Consider the following 14,103-nt stretch of genomic DNA (forward strand, 5'->3'; position numbering starts at 1 on the left):
TTCCCCGAAGTGGGAACATCAGAAAGCAAAACATAATTAGAAATTTGGAGATCTGGGTATGAATCTTCCGCTCGTGATTAACGTGGTGGTCTTCGTCGCCCTCCTTCTGCTTTTGGCGCAAACCCGCCACAAGCAGTGGAGTCTGGCAAAAAAAGTCCTGGTCGGTCTGGTGATCGGCGTGGTGTTTGGTCTGGCATTGCAGCTGATTTACGGCTCTGACAACCCAGTACTGAAAACCTCTATTACTTGGTTCAATATCGTCGGTAATGGTTATGTGCAGTTGCTGCAAATGATCGTCATGCCGCTGGTATTCGTCTCCATTCTGAGCGCGGTTGCCAAGCTGCATAACGCCTCTTCACTGGGCAAAATCAGCTTCCTGACTATCGGCACGCTGCTGTTCACTACCCTTATCGCCGCTCTGGTGGGTGTGTTTGTCACCGGCCTGTTTGGCCTGACCGCTGACGGTCTGGTTCAGGGTGCTCAAGAAACAGCTCGTCTGTCTGCGCTGCAAAGCAACTACGTGGGTAAAGTCGCTGACTTGACCATGCCGCAGCTGATCCTGTCCTTCATTCCGAAAAACCCGTTTGCCGATTTAACGGGCGCAAGCCCGACGTCGATTATCAGCGTGGTCATCTTCGCGGCCTTCGTTGGCGTTGCTGCCCTGCAACTGGTTAAAGATGACCAAGAGAAAGGCCCGCGCGTGCTGGCGTTCATCGACACTCTGCAAGCTTGGGTGATGAAACTGGTTCGTCTGGTGATGAAACTGACTCCATACGGCGTGCTGGCCCTGATGACCAAAGTGGTTGCAGGCTCTAACGTGCAGGACATCATCAAGCTGGGTAGCTTCGTGGTGGCGTCTTACTTGGGTCTGGCCATTATGTTTGTGGTTCACGCGGTGCTGCTCTCCTTCACCGGCATTAACCCAGCGAAATTCTTCCGCAAAGTGTGGCCAGTGCTGACCTTCGCCTTCACCAGCCGCTCTAGCGCAGCCTCTATTCCACTGAGTGTTGAAGCGCAAACGCGTCGTCTGGGTATTCCAGAATCTATCGCCAGTTTCGCTGCGTCCTTTGGTGCCACCATTGGTCAGAACGGCTGTGCGGGTCTTTACCCGACCATGCTGGCAGTGATGGTTGCGCCAACCGTGGGTATCAACCCGTTTGACCCAATGTGGATCGCCACCTTGGTGGGTATCGTGACCCTCAGCTCTGCCGGTGTTGCCGGTGTGGGTGGCGGTGCGACCTTCGCGGCGCTGATTGTGCTGCCAGCGATGGGCCTGCCGGTAACGCTGGTTGCCCTGCTGATTTCGGTCGAACCTTTGATTGATATGGGTCGTACCGCGCTGAACGTCAGCGGCTCAATGACTGCCGGTACTATCACCAGCCAGTTACTGCGCCAGACCGATAAGTCTTTATTAGAAGCCGATGACAACGCCGAACTGGCGCATCGCTAATCTTCTATTGATTGGCTAGACGATAAAAAAGGCCGCGACGGTTAACGTTGCGGCCTTTTTGTATTTCAGACGCTTAGTGCTTAAAACGCGGTTTCCAGCGAATCCGTCACGCAGTAGTTGTCATCCACCAGCGGCAGATAGCGCCATTTATCAAACGCGGTACAAGGATGGGAAATACCACAACCCACCCAATCGCCCGGCTGGAGCGTCTCATCCTCTGGCAGCAGCAGATAGGCATGCTGGTCATTGACGTCGCTGATGGTCAAATGGCTGGCCGAGCGCGGCTCGCTGCCGTCGGCATTGCGGATCCACAGCGGGTTTGGCAAGTCTTGGTCGAAAGGCACGTCGCGACGGCCAAAATCAACAAAAGCCAGTCCCGGCTCGGGGCGCGACAGCACCCTGCCCCAAATTTCCAAAGACGCTTCAAAATGGTGGGTTGCGCCCGGCTGAGCAAAGGGCGCAATGCGCGAATAGAGTCCGCTGTCGTGGGCCATGTAGGCACCCGAGCGGATCAGCGGCGTGACCGGCAGAGGCAAGCTTGCCGCCGTGAAGCAGGACGTCACCACGTCAAACCACGCCCCGCCGCCCGCGCTAAGAATAATGTTGTCACTGGCGAACAACTGCTTGTCGGCCAGCAGCGCCGCCGTGGCGATCATCATTTCGCAATAGGCTTTCACCCGCGCAATGCCCGCCGCGTCGCGCCCTGCGCCCAGTGCGCCCTCATATCCCGCCACGCCGACCAGCCGCAGTTGGCTGCTGGCAGCAATGGCTTCGGCGATGCTAACTGCCTCATCCTGTGTTCGGCAGCCGGTACGGCCGCCGCTGACCGACATCTCCAGCAGCACGGAGATCTGGCTGTCACCCAGATTCTGCTCCAGCAGCTTCACGCCTTGCAGCGAATCGACATAACAGAGGAAGCCGTGGTCAGGGTGATCTTTCTGCCACTGGCCGATCCAGCGGATCCCCGCCGGGTCCACCAGCTCATTGGCTAAGAATACGTTGCGAATGCCGAACTGGCGCAGTGCGCGCACCTGAGCCGGGGTCGCCGCACCCAGTCCCCAAGCGCCGCCTTCACTAATGGCACGGCGCAGCACGCCCGGCGACATCGAGGTTTTGCCATGGGCGGCCAGCATCACGCCATTCTCACGGCAGAAAGCCGCCAGTTGGCGCAAATTATTCTCTAACGCCGACTGCTTCATGATCATCAGTGGCGAAAAGACCTTATCGCTACTCAGTACCGCCGTGCCCTGCGGCAGAGGGGCATCGCCCGCGCCCGCCACCGATTTAAAGCGCGGCGCGGCCTGCTGTGGGTCAAGCTGGCCGTCGGCCCGCAATGGAAATTGAACAGACATGCTTCCTCCGATTAGTGCTCAAGCACGCGGGATAAGAATTGCTGGGTACGCTGATTTTGCGGATTAACAAAAATCTGCTCCGGCGTGCCCTGCTCGGCAATCACGCCTTGGTCCATAAACACCACGCGGTCGGCGGTTTTACGCGCAAAGCCCATCTCGTGAGTCACCACCACCATGGTCATGCCCTCGCGAGCCAAGCTGCGCATCACTTCCATCACTTCGCCCACAAGCTCTGGATCGAGGGCTGACGTGGCTTCATCGAAGAACATGATTTTCGGTTCAACCGCCAGCGCACGGGCAATGGCCACGCGCTGCTGCTGTCCGCCGGAGAGCTGGGCAGGATAATGGTGGGAACGCTCGGACAGGCCAACGCGCGCTAAGGCCGCCATGCCGCGCTTATTGGCTTCGGCGACGGAGAGCTTTTGCGCCTTAATCAGCGCCAGCGTGACATTGCCGAGCGCGGTTTTGTGTGGGAACAGGTTGAATTGCTGGAATACCATGCCGACGTGGCCGCAGATTTCGCGCGAGCGCTTTTTGTCATGCAGCGGCACGTTATTGACCCAAATTTCGCCGCCGTCGGCGGTTTCCAGCCCGCTCATGATGCGCAGCACGGTACTTTTTCCGGAGCCAGAAGCACCAATCAGCACCAGCACCTCGCCCAGTGAAACGTCCAGACTGATCTCTTTCAGCACTTGGGTTGAGCCGAACGATTTCGTCACATTATTCAGCGTAATGGCGGGTTTACTCATGATAACTGACTCCTGGTTTGATGATGTTGAACCCAACGCGAAAGCGGGAAGCAGACCGCGAAATAGAGCAAGGAAACAAGGCCGTAAATCACGACCGGCTGGCCGATGCGGTCGACAATCGCCTGACCTTGGTGCATCAGCTCGGACATGCCAATCATGCTGACAATCGAGGTATCTTTTATCAGTGACAGATATTGGCCGACGAGCGGCGGCAGCACGATGCCGCGAGTTTGTGGCAGAACCACGTTCATAAAGGTTTGGCGTTTCGACAGGCCGAGGATCCATGAGACTTCCCACTGGCCTTTCGGCACGGCTTCAATCCCGCCGCGAAACACTTCGGCGATATAAGCCCCTTGATAGATGCTCAGGCCCAAAATGCCCGCCGCGAACAGGTTGATGTCATAACCAAAATAAGCCACGCCGAAATAGATAAACATCAGGGTGATAAGCACCGGCGTGCCGCGAAACAGCTCGGTGTAGAGCACGGCTATCTGCTTGGCAATCGGCAGATTGCTGGTGCGAAGCACTGCCGCCAGCAGGCCGAGCAAGGTGCTGCCGATAATGGCCGCCACCGAGAGCATTAAAGTGATCCCTAAGCCTTGCAGCAAGATAGGTAAAGAACTGGTGATTAAATCGCTCATGAGGTTTTCCCTCCTTTCGCTGTAGGGGTCAGCCATTTCATTGGCTGCCACCATGAGGCTCTTTTACTCGAGGTCACCAGCGCCGGATGGAATAACTTCCGCCCCGCCACATTTCCCAGCCACGAGAAGATATTGCTAAACAGCAGATAGATAACCGTCACGATGCTGAAGGTCTGGATATAGAGCAATGTGCGGGCGTTAATCACTGTCGCCGTGCCGGTCAGTTCTGGCAGCGCGATGGCTGACAGTAAAGAGGTGCCCAGCAGCAGCTGGATCAGGTTGTTAATGATGGCTGGCCATACGGCCCGCGCCGCCTGTGGCAGCACCACGCTGATAAACACCTGACTTCTTGGAATACCCAGCACCCACGCGGCTTCCAGCTGACCTTTCGGCACTGACTGAATGCCCGCACGGAAGGTTTCTGACAGATACGCCCCGACGTTAATCCCCAGCGCCAGCACCCCAGCGGTGAACGCACTCATGGTGATACCCATAGAAGGCAGGCCGAAGAAAATGATGAATATCTGCAACAACACCGGCGTGTTACGAATGAATTCGACATAGCAGTGGCTTATCCAGCGCACCACCGCCAGACGGGATGACTTCGCCAGCGCCGAGATAAGTCCCAGCGCTAAGGCCAGCGCAAAGGCGATAATAGTGACTTGCAGGGTCAGCCACGCGGCGGAAAGAAACGTATCGCCATAGCGCCACAGGGTTAGCCATTGATAACTCATGGTCCTACTCCTTCGAGTGGCGCGGCATCAACTGCCGCGCCATTTACTATCAATATTGTGGGTTCAGCGGGTAGCGAGGTTTGCTGCCAAACCATTTCTGATACAGCGTGGCGTTGTCGCCAGAGGCGTTAATCTCGAAGAGGAACTCATTCAGATAGTTAGCCCACACCTGATCGCCCTGCTTGACGGCAAAGGCGTTGTACTCAAGCGGCACCAGCGCCTCATTGGTCACGGCCAGGGTTGGGTCGAGCTTGGCCTGATAAGCCAAGAAGTTGTTATCTTCAATCATGGCGTCGGCCTGACCCTGTTTCACCGCCAGAATGGCCGCCTGCGAGGAGTCATATTCCTGAATATTGACTTTAATACCCAAGTTACGCACTTCATCGCCGTTGGTTGAGCCTTTCACCGTGGCAATGGTTTTACCCGCCATATCATGGGCAGATTGAATGCCGCTATTTTTACGCACCAACATCGCTTCACTCGCCACCACATACGGGTTGGTGAAAGTAATTTCTTTGGCGCGATCAAGATTGCGCGTGAAGTTACAGAACACCACGTCGACTTTATTGGTTTGCAGGTTTGGAATTCGGTTAGCACTGGTGGTATTGACCATTTCCAGCTTAACGCCCATCTCTTTGGCGAGGGCTTTTGCTAAATCAACGTCATAGCCGTCCGGGTTATTATCTTTATCGTAAAAACCAAATGGCGCGAAACTCAGGCAGTCGCCAACGCGCAGCGTGCCGCGCTGGAGCACGGTTTGCAGGGCGGATTGCGGCGCAGCACCCGCTTCTTTTTATCGTCGGTCGGCGTGCAGCCTGCCAGAGTCAATAATGCCAAGGTGGCAGCAACGGCTTTGACACTTACTTTCAGCGATGTTGTATTCATTTTTTCTCTCTTTATATAAATGGAGACTGATATGAAAAATAAATTCACAGAAAAATGAAAAGCATGGTGAATAAATACTGTCCTGGTGTGGTCGTAGTATTAAATAAATCGACAACCAAATTAAATAGTAATAATTATTTACGATCGGAGCGGAAGCATTTCATATCCACTTCTACTTTACAGTCCACAACTAAATCTTGAACGCTACAAATACGGGCTGGAGGGTTGCCTTTAAATATCTCACTGAATACTTTATTAAATGAACTGAAATAGCGCGCGTCAGTTAATACCGCCGTGACGTGAACCACATCTTCGACCTGATAGCCGGCTTCGCGCATGATGGTTAAGCAGTTTTCGAAGGCCAGCTGCGTCTGTTCGATGATGCCGCCTTCGACTACTTCGCCATCAAGCATCGGCGTCTGGCCGGAAATATATAACCAGCCATCGGCCTCTACGGCCCGTGCGAAGGGGAGTTTCTGGCCGCCCGTGCCTGTTCCACCTTCAACACCGTAACGTTTAATCGCCATGCATTACTGCTCCTGTTAGAGAAAATGCTGTGCCTGCATCGGCACATCAACTGTCCGATATACTGGACATCAATCTCTGATACCGGACAACTTCAGATTTGCATATGAAATGAGCTTTTGCAATATGCAGCGGATTAATTAGTTTTCGGCGATGTGTTCTGCGTCTCATAAATAAAACTTTCAATCTGTGAATCAGGGTGGAAATGTGATCTTAATCCTATTTCTTTCGCCGCCATTAATAGCAGCGCGCCAAAACGGGGCACCAAAATAGAACAGGTTATTTCCCTTTAAATTGGACAGCAGGATTAATTCTTTAACGCCGGGGATGGGTTAAATTCTTAGGGCCGTGTATGATGCGTTTAATATATTCCGTTCGCACCATTACAACAGGGGAGTTGGCTTATGCCAGATGAGAAAGTATCACGGGCGCGCGGTGTTGACAGGGTTATCGATATTTTTCGCCAATTGCATATTGCCGGTAGGCCAATGGCGATGCGGGATCTGATTGAAGCGACGGGCGCGCCGCGCTCAAGCGTCTATGACTTAGTCAGCCTGTTGGGTGACGCTGGCCTGCTGGAGTTAGATGCCGACGGCGCGGTGTTTTTCGGCCGCGAGATGCACTATTACGGTGCGGACTATATGGCGCACAATGACCTGATCCGTCGCGCTCACCAGTCCATGGTCGAGATTGTGGCGCGCCACGGGGAAACCGTTCAGCTTTGCATGTTGGAAGGCAATAAGTACACCGTGGTGCTGTCAGAAAGTAATGCCCATCCGTTCAAGATAACCTCGGATATCGGCGTGCGGGTGCCTATCACCTGGACCGCCACCGGTCGTTTACTGCTGAGTAACTGGTCGGATAGCGATATTCTCAAGCTGATCCCGGAAGAGGACTACCAGCTGGCCAATGGTCAGATTCTGGATAAACAGACCTTTCTCAATGAGATCCACTACGCGGGGCATTTGGGCTATTGCATGACGGAAGGCTTGTCTGAGAGTTTTACCTGCTGCATGGCGGCGCCAATTCGCTCTCGCAGTGGTCAGGCAGTAGCGGCTATCTGCTTTATGGTCAGTCGCGACACGCCAGAAGAACGCCGCCAGATGCTGCTGAAAGAGCTGATCGACGCCGGGCGCAAGCTTTCTGATTTAACCTAAGCGGACCCACTTGTAACTCCCTCCCCTAACCTTGCCCGGCAAGCTTAGGGGAGTCGGCAGCTTAGAATGGGTAGTCGTGGTAACCCAGCTGTTGGGAGATGTTGCGCGCCGCGGTGTGCAGCATGCTGACATAATCGTTTTTGCTCTCTTCAGAGAAACGAATGGTCGGGAAGGAGATACTCAAACCAGCGGTCACCACGCCAAAACGGTCAAACACCGGCACGGCGATACAACGCAGCCCCTGCTCTTGCTCTTCAATATCTTCGCCAAAGCCCTGCTCGCGAACTTTCACCAGCGCATTGCGCAGCGCGTCGGCATCAAGCAGCGTGTTTTCGGTACTGCGGGTAAATTCCATTTCTGACAGCAATGAATCCACTTCGCTACGTTCACCCCACGCCAGCAGCACTTTACCAATGGCGGTGCTGTGTAGCGGGTTGCGGCGACCAATGCGCGAATGCATGCGCAGGTTGTACATGGAATCAATTTTATGAATATAAACGATGCCAATGCCGTCTTCATCCAGCGCGCCCAGATGAATCGTTTCGCGGGTTAAGCGAGACAGCTCGCGCATTTGAATATCCGCGCTACGGATCAGATCAACGTTCTGCAAGGCTTTCGCGCCCAGCTCAAATAACTTCAAGGTGAGAGAATATTTCTCCGACTCGCCTTCTTGAGCCACATAACCTAACGATTTCATCGTCTGCAAAAAGCGGTAAACGGTACTTTTCGACATCATGACGCGTTGCGAAAGTTCAGTAATACCAATCTCTCTCTCTTCTCCCAGCGCCTGCAAAATGCCAAAAACTTTCAGAACTGAGGAGACGGAATCCGGTTGTTTATCAAGATCTGCGTTAGCCATAACTCTCTTACCTGCCCGCTTTAGTTTTGTTTCAAAAAAAATAGAACACAGTTTTCATTATAATGGCAAGCTTTTAACAACCGCAATCATCCAGAAGAAAAGCTGAGATTTTGCGCCAATAATTCATAACTTTTCTTACAATATTACTAACGTTTGCCAATAATCACGGTTGTCTCTCAAGAGTGATTAGCGTGATAATATTTCCTCTTATTATTACCCCTAATGCCGACACTCATTCATGACACTCACGCCAAATGACGGGCTTCCCGTTCCTCAACGCTATGGGGCGATTCTGGCTATCGCTCTCGGCATTACCGTTTCCGTGCTCGATGGCGCGATTGCCAACGTGGCATTGCCGACCATTGCCAAAGATTTGAATGCCAGCCCGGCATCTTCGATTTGGGTGGTGAACGCCTATCAGCTGGCGGTGACGATTTCGCTGCTGTCGCTGGCGTCATTGGGGGATATTTTTGGCTATCGCCGTATTTATCAGACCGGGCTATTAGTTTTCAGCATTACCTCGCTGTTTTGCGCCCTGTCGGACTCACTGACCACCCTGACCATCGCGCGCATCTTGCAGGGGTTTGGCGCGGCGGCGATCATGAGTGTTAACACTGCGCTAATCCGTATTATTTACCCGCAGCGCTTCTTGGGGCGAGGGATGGGGATTAACGCGCTGATCGTGGCGGTTTCTTCGGCGGCTGGGCCGACCGTGGCGGCAGGTATTCTGTCTATTGCTTCGTGGCAGTGGCTGTTTGCCATCAACCTGCCGATTGGTATCGCCGCGCTGGCGCTGGGGCTGAAGTTCTTGCCAGCTAACAGCACTAAAAGTCAGGGCCAGCGTTTTGACTTCACCAGTAGCCTGATGAATGCCCTGACCTTCGGCCTGTTGATCACCGCCATCAGCGGCTTCGCTCAGGGACAAAATCGCCTGCTGATCTTGGCTGAAGTGGTGGCGCTGGTGATCATCGGTTGGTTCTTTGTACGCCGCCAGCTGTCGCGCCCCTTCCCACTGCTGCCGATCGATTTGCTACGCATTCCGATCTTCGCCATGTCGCTCGGCACCTCGCTGTGCTCATTCAGCGCGCAAATGCTGGCATTCGTGTCGCTGCCGTTCTTCTTGCAGAATACGCTGGGGCTGGATTCTGTCTCCACCGGCCTGCTGCTCACCCCGTGGCCTCTCGCTACCATGGTGATGGCACCTATTTCTGGCCGTCTGGTTGAGCGCTTCCATCCGGGAATGCTCGGCGGTATTGGGCTGATTGTGCTGTCATTTGGCCTTTATTCAATGTCGATGCTGCCTCATGACCCGTCGAATCTGAACATCGTGTGGCGCATGTTTATCTGTGGTGCCGGATTCGGTCTGTTCCAGTCGCCAAACAACCACACCATTATTACCTCCGCGCCGCGTAACCGCAGCGGCGGAGCCAGCGGCCTGCTCGGCACGGCGCGCCTGCTCGGCCAGACCACCGGCGCGGCGCTGGTAGCCCTGATGTTCAACCTGTTCCCGGAACATGGCACTCATGCTTCGCTGATCCTCGCCGGTACGCTGGCGGGCGGCGGTGCGCTGGTCAGCTTTATGCGTATGACCCAGCAAACGGCCAGCCAGAAGGAAGCGGCGGAGAAATCCTAGCGGCTGGTGTGATACATCGCAGGCATAAAAAAACCCGGCCACCTGAGCCGGGTTTTTCTTTGGCGAGTCACCAAGCGCTATTACTTGATGTACTGGCCACTGCGTAATGCTTCGATACGCTTGTCCAAGGCCGGGTGCGACATAAACAGCTCACTGAACGACTTGGATTTACCGTTGATGCAGAACGCCATCATGCTGCCCGCTTCTTGCGGCTCATGGCTGGTTTTCAAACGCTGCAGCGCGGCAATCATCTTCTCGCGGCCCACCAGCTTGGCTGAACCGGCGTCGGCGTAGAACTCACGGTGACGCGAGAACCACATGGTGATGATGCTGGCCAAGATACCGAATACCAGTTCAAGCACGGTGGCGACCGCGAAGTAAATCATCGGGTTGCCGCCGCTGCTCTCTTCTCCGTCACGGTTTCCGGAAAGGAAACCAGAGGCTACCTGAGCAATCAGGCGCGAGATAAAGATAACGAAGGTATTCACGATACCCTGAATCAGCGTCATGGTGACCATGTCGCCGTTAGAAATATGGCTGATCTCGTGGGCGATAACCGCTTCGGCTTCGTCCTGGCTCATGCTTTGCAGCAGGCCGGTACTGACGGCGACCAGAGATGAATCGCGGCGCGCACCGGTAGCAAAGGCGTTGATGTCCGGCGCGTGGTAAATCGCCACCTGTGGCATGGCAATGCCCGCCTGCTGAGACTGGCGACGCACGGTTTCAACCAACCAGCGCTCGGTTTCGTTACGCGGCTGCTCGATAACTTCGCCGCCTACCGAACGTAACGCCATCCATTTAGACATCAGTAAGGATACGAAGGAGCCACCGAAACCGAACAGACCGGCCATGATCATCAGACCCTGTACGCTGCTTGACTGAATGCCCGTAAGGCTCAGCACCAGACCGAAAATCAGCATGACCGCCAGGTTAGTTATCAGGAACAACCCTATACGCATCATAAAATGTCACTTCCTCATTGTTGTTTCGTTTTTTATTGTCAGGTGAAAATCGACAAATCACGTCGACCTGCCTAGATCCTATGGGCTTATGGTGCAGATTCAAGAGTCGGGCGTCGTTATGCCCCTAAAATCACAATACTTTACAAATTGCAGCGTTTGATCTCATTTATTTATCCACAATTGTGCATATTCACAGCGCCGCCGCGACTTAAGAGTTCGCTGGCGCTGAATCGCAGGCAATAAAAAAGCGCACCGGAGTGCGCTTTTCGTATCGACCGAAGTCAGGACTTATTTGCTGGCAGCGGGAGCTTTGTCGCCCTGCTCTTTCAGCAACTTAGCCAGTTCTACGGCGATGTTGTCAGCTTCATCAAGATACGGGTCTGGAGCGACGTAATCTTTAGGCAATTCATCCAAAGATTTCAGCGGCTTCTTACCTTCACGTTTGAAGCGTTCGTTCAGACGAGCCAGACGCGTTGCATCATCCTCTTTGTCTTCTTTATCACGCTGGGCGTAGTTCAGAGAGACGGTATCGCGCTTGTCTTTCAACGCTTTGTAGCGCGCGATATCTTGCTGGATGTACTGGAACTCTGGGTCTTTAGCGATACGCGCATCGTGATCTTTCAGCAATTCAGGTACGAAAGGTTTCAGATCGCCGGTCTTGGTGTAGGTGGCAGCACTGATGCTGTCCCACGGCAAGGCGTTATCTTCAAACTTCTCGCCAGTTTCAATCGCTTCAATCCCGGTCGGCATCAGGATGTCAGGGGTTACGCCCTCACGCTGAGTACTGCCGCCGTTGATGCGATAGAACTTCTGGATGGTGTACTGAACGGAACCCAACGCAGGCCACTCAGGGCGCAGCATCTGATCATAAATACGGTTCAGAGAACGGTATTGCTGCACAGTACCCTTACCGAAGGTCGGTTCACCCACAATCAGAGCACGGCCGTAATCCTGCATCGCAGCGGCGAAAATCTCTGACGCAGAGGCGCTGAAGCGGTCAACCAGCACCACCAGCGGGCCTTTGTAGTACACCACGCCGTCGGTATCGCTATCCTGACGAATGCGACCGTTGTTATCACGCACCTGCACGACCGGGCCGCTTGGAATAAACAGACCAGACAGAGACACGGCTTCGGTTAATGCACCGCCACCGTTGGTACGCAAGTCGATAACCAGGCTGCTGACATCCTGCTTAGCCATTTTTTGCAGCTGTACTTTGACATCATCAGTCAGGCCAACGTAGAAGCCCGGGATATCCATCACGGCGACTTTTTCGTTGCCGACTTTCTTGATGGTCATCTTAACGGCCCGGTCTTCCAGACGGATTTTCTCGCGGGTCAAAATAACAGTACGGGTTTTGGTACCTTTACCAGCAGGCAGGATTTCGAGACGAACTTTACTGCCTTTCGCGCCTTTGATAAGAGCGACGACGTCGTCGAGACGCCAGCCAATCACATCAACCACGCCTTTGCTGGTGGCTACCTGTCCAACGCCGACGATACGGTCACCCACTGCGATAGCTTTGCTTTTGGCCGCCGGGCCGCCAGCTACCATCGAGTTGATCACGGTGTAATCGTCGTCGCCTTGCAGAACGGCACCAATACCTTCCAGAGACAGGCTCATTTCAGTATTGAACTGCTCGGTGCTGCGTGGAGACAGATAGTTAGTATGAGGGTCGATTTCATGCGCGAAGGCATTCATCACCAACTGGAAAACATCTTCGCTGTTGCTCTGAGTTAGACGCTTCATCGCAAAACGATAGCGTTTGGTCAGCACATCACGAATTTCCTGATCGGTTTTCCCGGTCAGCTTGAGGTTCAGCTCGTCATATTTGACTTTGGCGTCCCACAGGCTGTCCAACTCGGCTTTATCTTTCGGCCAAGGGGCTTTTGCGCGATCAAGATTGATGGTGTCGTTGCCCGTGAAATTCATTGGGCGCGCCAGCACTTCCAACGCATAGGTATAGCGTTCGAAACGGCGTTTTTGGGCCAGATTGAACAACGCGTAAGGCGTATTCAGTTGACCGGTTTTGAGTTCCTCACCCAGCGTGCTGCGTTTATCAGCAAACTGAGCAATGTCCGAGGCCATTAATACGTTATGGCCGTAGTCGAGCATATTGAGGTAACGGTCGAAAATCTTAGCGGAGAAATCTGCATTAAGGTCAAATTGACGATAATGCGAACGGGTAAAGCGTGCCGTAACACGCTCGCTTACCGTTGCGTCCTGAGGCTCTTGTGTCAGTTGCTTGAGCTGGTCGATAGTCACCGGGGCGCTATCGTTCGCATAGCTGGTGTTAACCAGACTGGCTCCTGACAACAACAGACCTGCAATAACGCTTAATCTGACAAATTTGTTCATGCCTGAGTTGGCCTCCGTATCAGAACTGCAAGTGTTCTGCGCGCACGATCATCGCCAGACCCGTAGAGAGCTGAACTCGGACACCGTCTTTGGCAATTTCCAATACGGTGGCGTCCATAGCACTCTGACCCGCTCTGACTTTGATTTCTTGGCCAATTTGCAGTTTTGAGATATCTGTGACTGGCACCTGACGCGGTTCACGTTTTTCCTCACGCGGTGGGCGAGGTGCACGTGGTTTGCGATTTTCTTGACCAGCTACAGCAGCAGGCGCGTTTTCACGGCGCGGCGCAGGTTTTTTAGCAGCCGGACGTGGACGACGTGGTTCGGCTTCACCCGCTTCACGACGTTTAGCCTGTTGTTCAGCACGTTGTGCTTGAACACGAGCTTTTGCTTCTTCTAATTGCTTACGGGCATGTTCGACGTGCTGTTCTTCGAGCTCACCACATGCATTACCGTCAAGGTCAACGCGCTGTGCGCCAACTTTAACGCCGTACAAATAACGCCAGCTTGAGGTATACAGACGCAGAGCAGAGCGCAGCTGAGTTTTACTCAGGTTCTCTTCGCCTTGCACGCGCTCGACCAAATCCGCAAAAATACCGATCTTTAAAGGACGAGCTTCGCCTTCGGCGCTAAAACAGAGCGGGAAACGCTCGGCCAAAAAGGCAATGACTTCTTTACTACTGTTCAACTTAGGTTGATTTTCCATGAAATTTCCTGATTACAACGGGTTTGCCAACCGGCGCAGGCATGAACAGGCGTCATTATAATGACGCCACCGTTAAATGCCACGTTATCCGT

At 53.8% G+C, this 14,103-nt stretch carries 12 protein-coding genes and 1 pseudogene; 3 read left to right on the forward strand and 10 right to left on the reverse strand.

The features are described 5' to 3' along the window. Window positions 1–58 precede the first annotated feature (58 nt). Window positions 59–1,450: an L-cystine transporter gene (locus GEAM_RS10480; protein WP_034791205.1), complete on the forward strand. Its 1,392-nt coding sequence runs from the start codon at window positions 59–61 to the stop codon at window positions 1,448–1,450. An 80-nt stretch (window positions 1,451–1,530) separates the two neighbouring features. Here the strand turns inward: GEAM_RS10480 and GEAM_RS10485 are convergent, their stop codons facing one another. The 6 genes and pseudogenes from GEAM_RS10485 to GEAM_RS10510 all read right to left on the reverse strand — a co-directional run bounded on the left by GEAM_RS10485 (window position 1,531) and on the right by GEAM_RS10510 (window position 6,338). Beyond that, the gene (locus GEAM_RS10485) at window positions 1,531–2,802 is read right to left on the reverse strand and encodes an alanine racemase (protein ID WP_034791207.1); all 1,272 of its coding nucleotides are present in this window, start codon (window positions 2,800–2,802) and stop codon (window positions 1,531–1,533) included. Window positions 2,803–2,813: 11 nt separating this feature from the next. Next, window positions 2,814–3,551 (reverse strand): amino acid ABC transporter ATP-binding protein, encoded by a 738-nt coding sequence (locus tag GEAM_RS10490; RefSeq protein WP_034791209.1) that lies wholly within the window; start codon window positions 3,549–3,551, stop codon window positions 2,814–2,816. Next, on the reverse strand, window positions 3,548–4,192 hold the full coding sequence (locus tag GEAM_RS10495; RefSeq protein WP_034791211.1) for an amino acid ABC transporter permease: 645 nt from the start codon (window positions 4,190–4,192) through the stop codon (window positions 3,548–3,550). Before GEAM_RS10495 ends, GEAM_RS10490 begins: the two co-directional genes overlap by 4 nt. After that, complete coding sequence (locus GEAM_RS10500) at window positions 4,189–4,926, reverse strand: amino acid ABC transporter permease (RefSeq protein WP_034791214.1); 738 nt, start codon at window positions 4,924–4,926, stop codon at window positions 4,189–4,191. The genes GEAM_RS10495 and GEAM_RS10500 overlap by 4 nt, the downstream gene beginning before the upstream one ends. A 49-nt stretch (window positions 4,927–4,975) precedes the next feature. Then, window positions 4,976–5,811, reverse strand: a pseudogene (locus GEAM_RS10505) (ABC transporter substrate-binding protein). Window positions 5,812–5,945: 134 nt separating this feature from the next. Then, window positions 5,946–6,338 carry a RidA family protein gene (locus GEAM_RS10510; RefSeq protein WP_034791216.1) on the reverse strand — a complete coding sequence of 131 codons (393 nt, stop codon included), beginning with the start codon at window positions 6,336–6,338 and terminating at the stop codon, window positions 5,946–5,948. A gap of 402 nt (window positions 6,339–6,740) precedes the next feature. Between GEAM_RS10510 and GEAM_RS10515 the strand changes: the two genes are divergently transcribed. Continuing rightward, window positions 6,741–7,493 carry an IclR family transcriptional regulator gene (locus tag GEAM_RS10515; RefSeq protein WP_034791218.1) on the forward strand — a complete coding sequence of 251 codons (753 nt, stop codon included), beginning with the start codon at window positions 6,741–6,743 and terminating at the stop codon, window positions 7,491–7,493. A gap of 61 nt (window positions 7,494–7,554) precedes the next feature. On the opposite strand, the gene kdgR is transcribed toward GEAM_RS10515, so the two are convergent. Further along, window positions 7,555–8,352: a DNA-binding transcriptional regulator KdgR gene (gene kdgR, locus GEAM_RS10520; protein ID WP_034791220.1), complete on the reverse strand. Its 798-nt coding sequence runs from the start codon at window positions 8,350–8,352 to the stop codon at window positions 7,555–7,557. Between the two features lie 238 nt (window positions 8,353–8,590). Here kdgR and GEAM_RS10525 point away from each other — a divergent pair, with 238 nt between their 5' ends. Then, window positions 8,591–9,985, forward strand: coding sequence for an MFS transporter (locus tag GEAM_RS10525; RefSeq protein WP_034791222.1), 1,395 nt, complete (start codon window positions 8,591–8,593; stop codon window positions 9,983–9,985). Between the two features lie 80 nt (window positions 9,986–10,065). On the opposite strand, the gene htpX is transcribed toward GEAM_RS10525, so the two are convergent. The 3 genes from htpX to proQ all read right to left on the reverse strand — a co-directional run bounded on the left by htpX (window position 10,066) and on the right by proQ (window position 14,011). Next, the gene (gene htpX, locus GEAM_RS10530; RefSeq protein WP_034791224.1) at window positions 10,066–10,947 is read right to left on the reverse strand and encodes a protease HtpX; all 882 of its coding nucleotides are present in this window, start codon (window positions 10,945–10,947) and stop codon (window positions 10,066–10,068) included. 288 nt (window positions 10,948–11,235) lie between these two features. Beyond that, the gene (gene prc / locus GEAM_RS10535) at window positions 11,236–13,305 is read right to left on the reverse strand and encodes a carboxy terminal-processing peptidase (RefSeq protein ID WP_034791226.1); all 2,070 of its coding nucleotides are present in this window, start codon (window positions 13,303–13,305) and stop codon (window positions 11,236–11,238) included. 19 nt (window positions 13,306–13,324) lie between these two features. Continuing rightward, window positions 13,325–14,011, reverse strand: coding sequence for an RNA chaperone ProQ (gene proQ / locus GEAM_RS10540; protein ID WP_034791228.1), 687 nt, complete (start codon window positions 14,009–14,011; stop codon window positions 13,325–13,327). Between the last annotated feature and the right edge of the window lie 92 nt (window positions 14,012–14,103).

Source organism: Ewingella americana ATCC 33852 (assembly GCF_000735345.1).
Taxonomy (GTDB): domain Bacteria; phylum Pseudomonadota; class Gammaproteobacteria; order Enterobacterales; family Enterobacteriaceae; genus Ewingella; species Ewingella americana.

Bases quoted from the DNA above. Each gene is read 5' to 3' on its own strand.
- GEAM_RS10490 (WP_034791209.1), bottom strand. From the start codon at position 3,551: ATGAGTAAACCCGCCATTACGCTGAATAATGTGACGAAATCGTTCGGC.
- kdgR (WP_034791220.1), bottom strand. From the start codon at position 8,352: ATGGCTAACGCAGATCTTGATAAACAACCGGATTCCGTCTCCTCAGTT.
- GEAM_RS10525 (WP_034791222.1), top strand. From the start codon at position 8,591: ATGACACTCACGCCAAATGACGGGCTTCCCGTTCCTCAACGCTATGGG.
- GEAM_RS10480 (WP_034791205.1), top strand. From the start codon at position 59: ATGAATCTTCCGCTCGTGATTAACGTGGTGGTCTTCGTCGCCCTCCTT.
- GEAM_RS10495 (WP_034791211.1), bottom strand. From the start codon at position 4,192: ATGAGCGATTTAATCACCAGTTCTTTACCTATCTTGCTGCAAGGCTTA.
- htpX (WP_034791224.1), bottom strand. From the start codon at position 10,947: ATGATGCGTATAGGGTTGTTCCTGATAACTAACCTGGCGGTCATGCTG.
- GEAM_RS10500 (WP_034791214.1), bottom strand. From the start codon at position 4,926: ATGAGTTATCAATGGCTAACCCTGTGGCGCTATGGCGATACGTTTCTT.
- prc (WP_034791226.1), bottom strand. From the start codon at position 13,305: ATGAACAAATTTGTCAGATTAAGCGTTATTGCAGGTCTGTTGTTGTCA.
- GEAM_RS10485 (WP_034791207.1), bottom strand. From the start codon at position 2,802: ATGTCTGTTCAATTTCCATTGCGGGCCGACGGCCAGCTTGACCCACAG.
- GEAM_RS10510 (WP_034791216.1), bottom strand. From the start codon at position 6,338: ATGGCGATTAAACGTTACGGTGTTGAAGGTGGAACAGGCACGGGCGGC.
- GEAM_RS10515 (WP_034791218.1), top strand. From the start codon at position 6,741: ATGCCAGATGAGAAAGTATCACGGGCGCGCGGTGTTGACAGGGTTATC.
- proQ (WP_034791228.1), bottom strand. From the start codon at position 14,011: ATGGAAAATCAACCTAAGTTGAACAGTAGTAAAGAAGTCATTGCCTTT.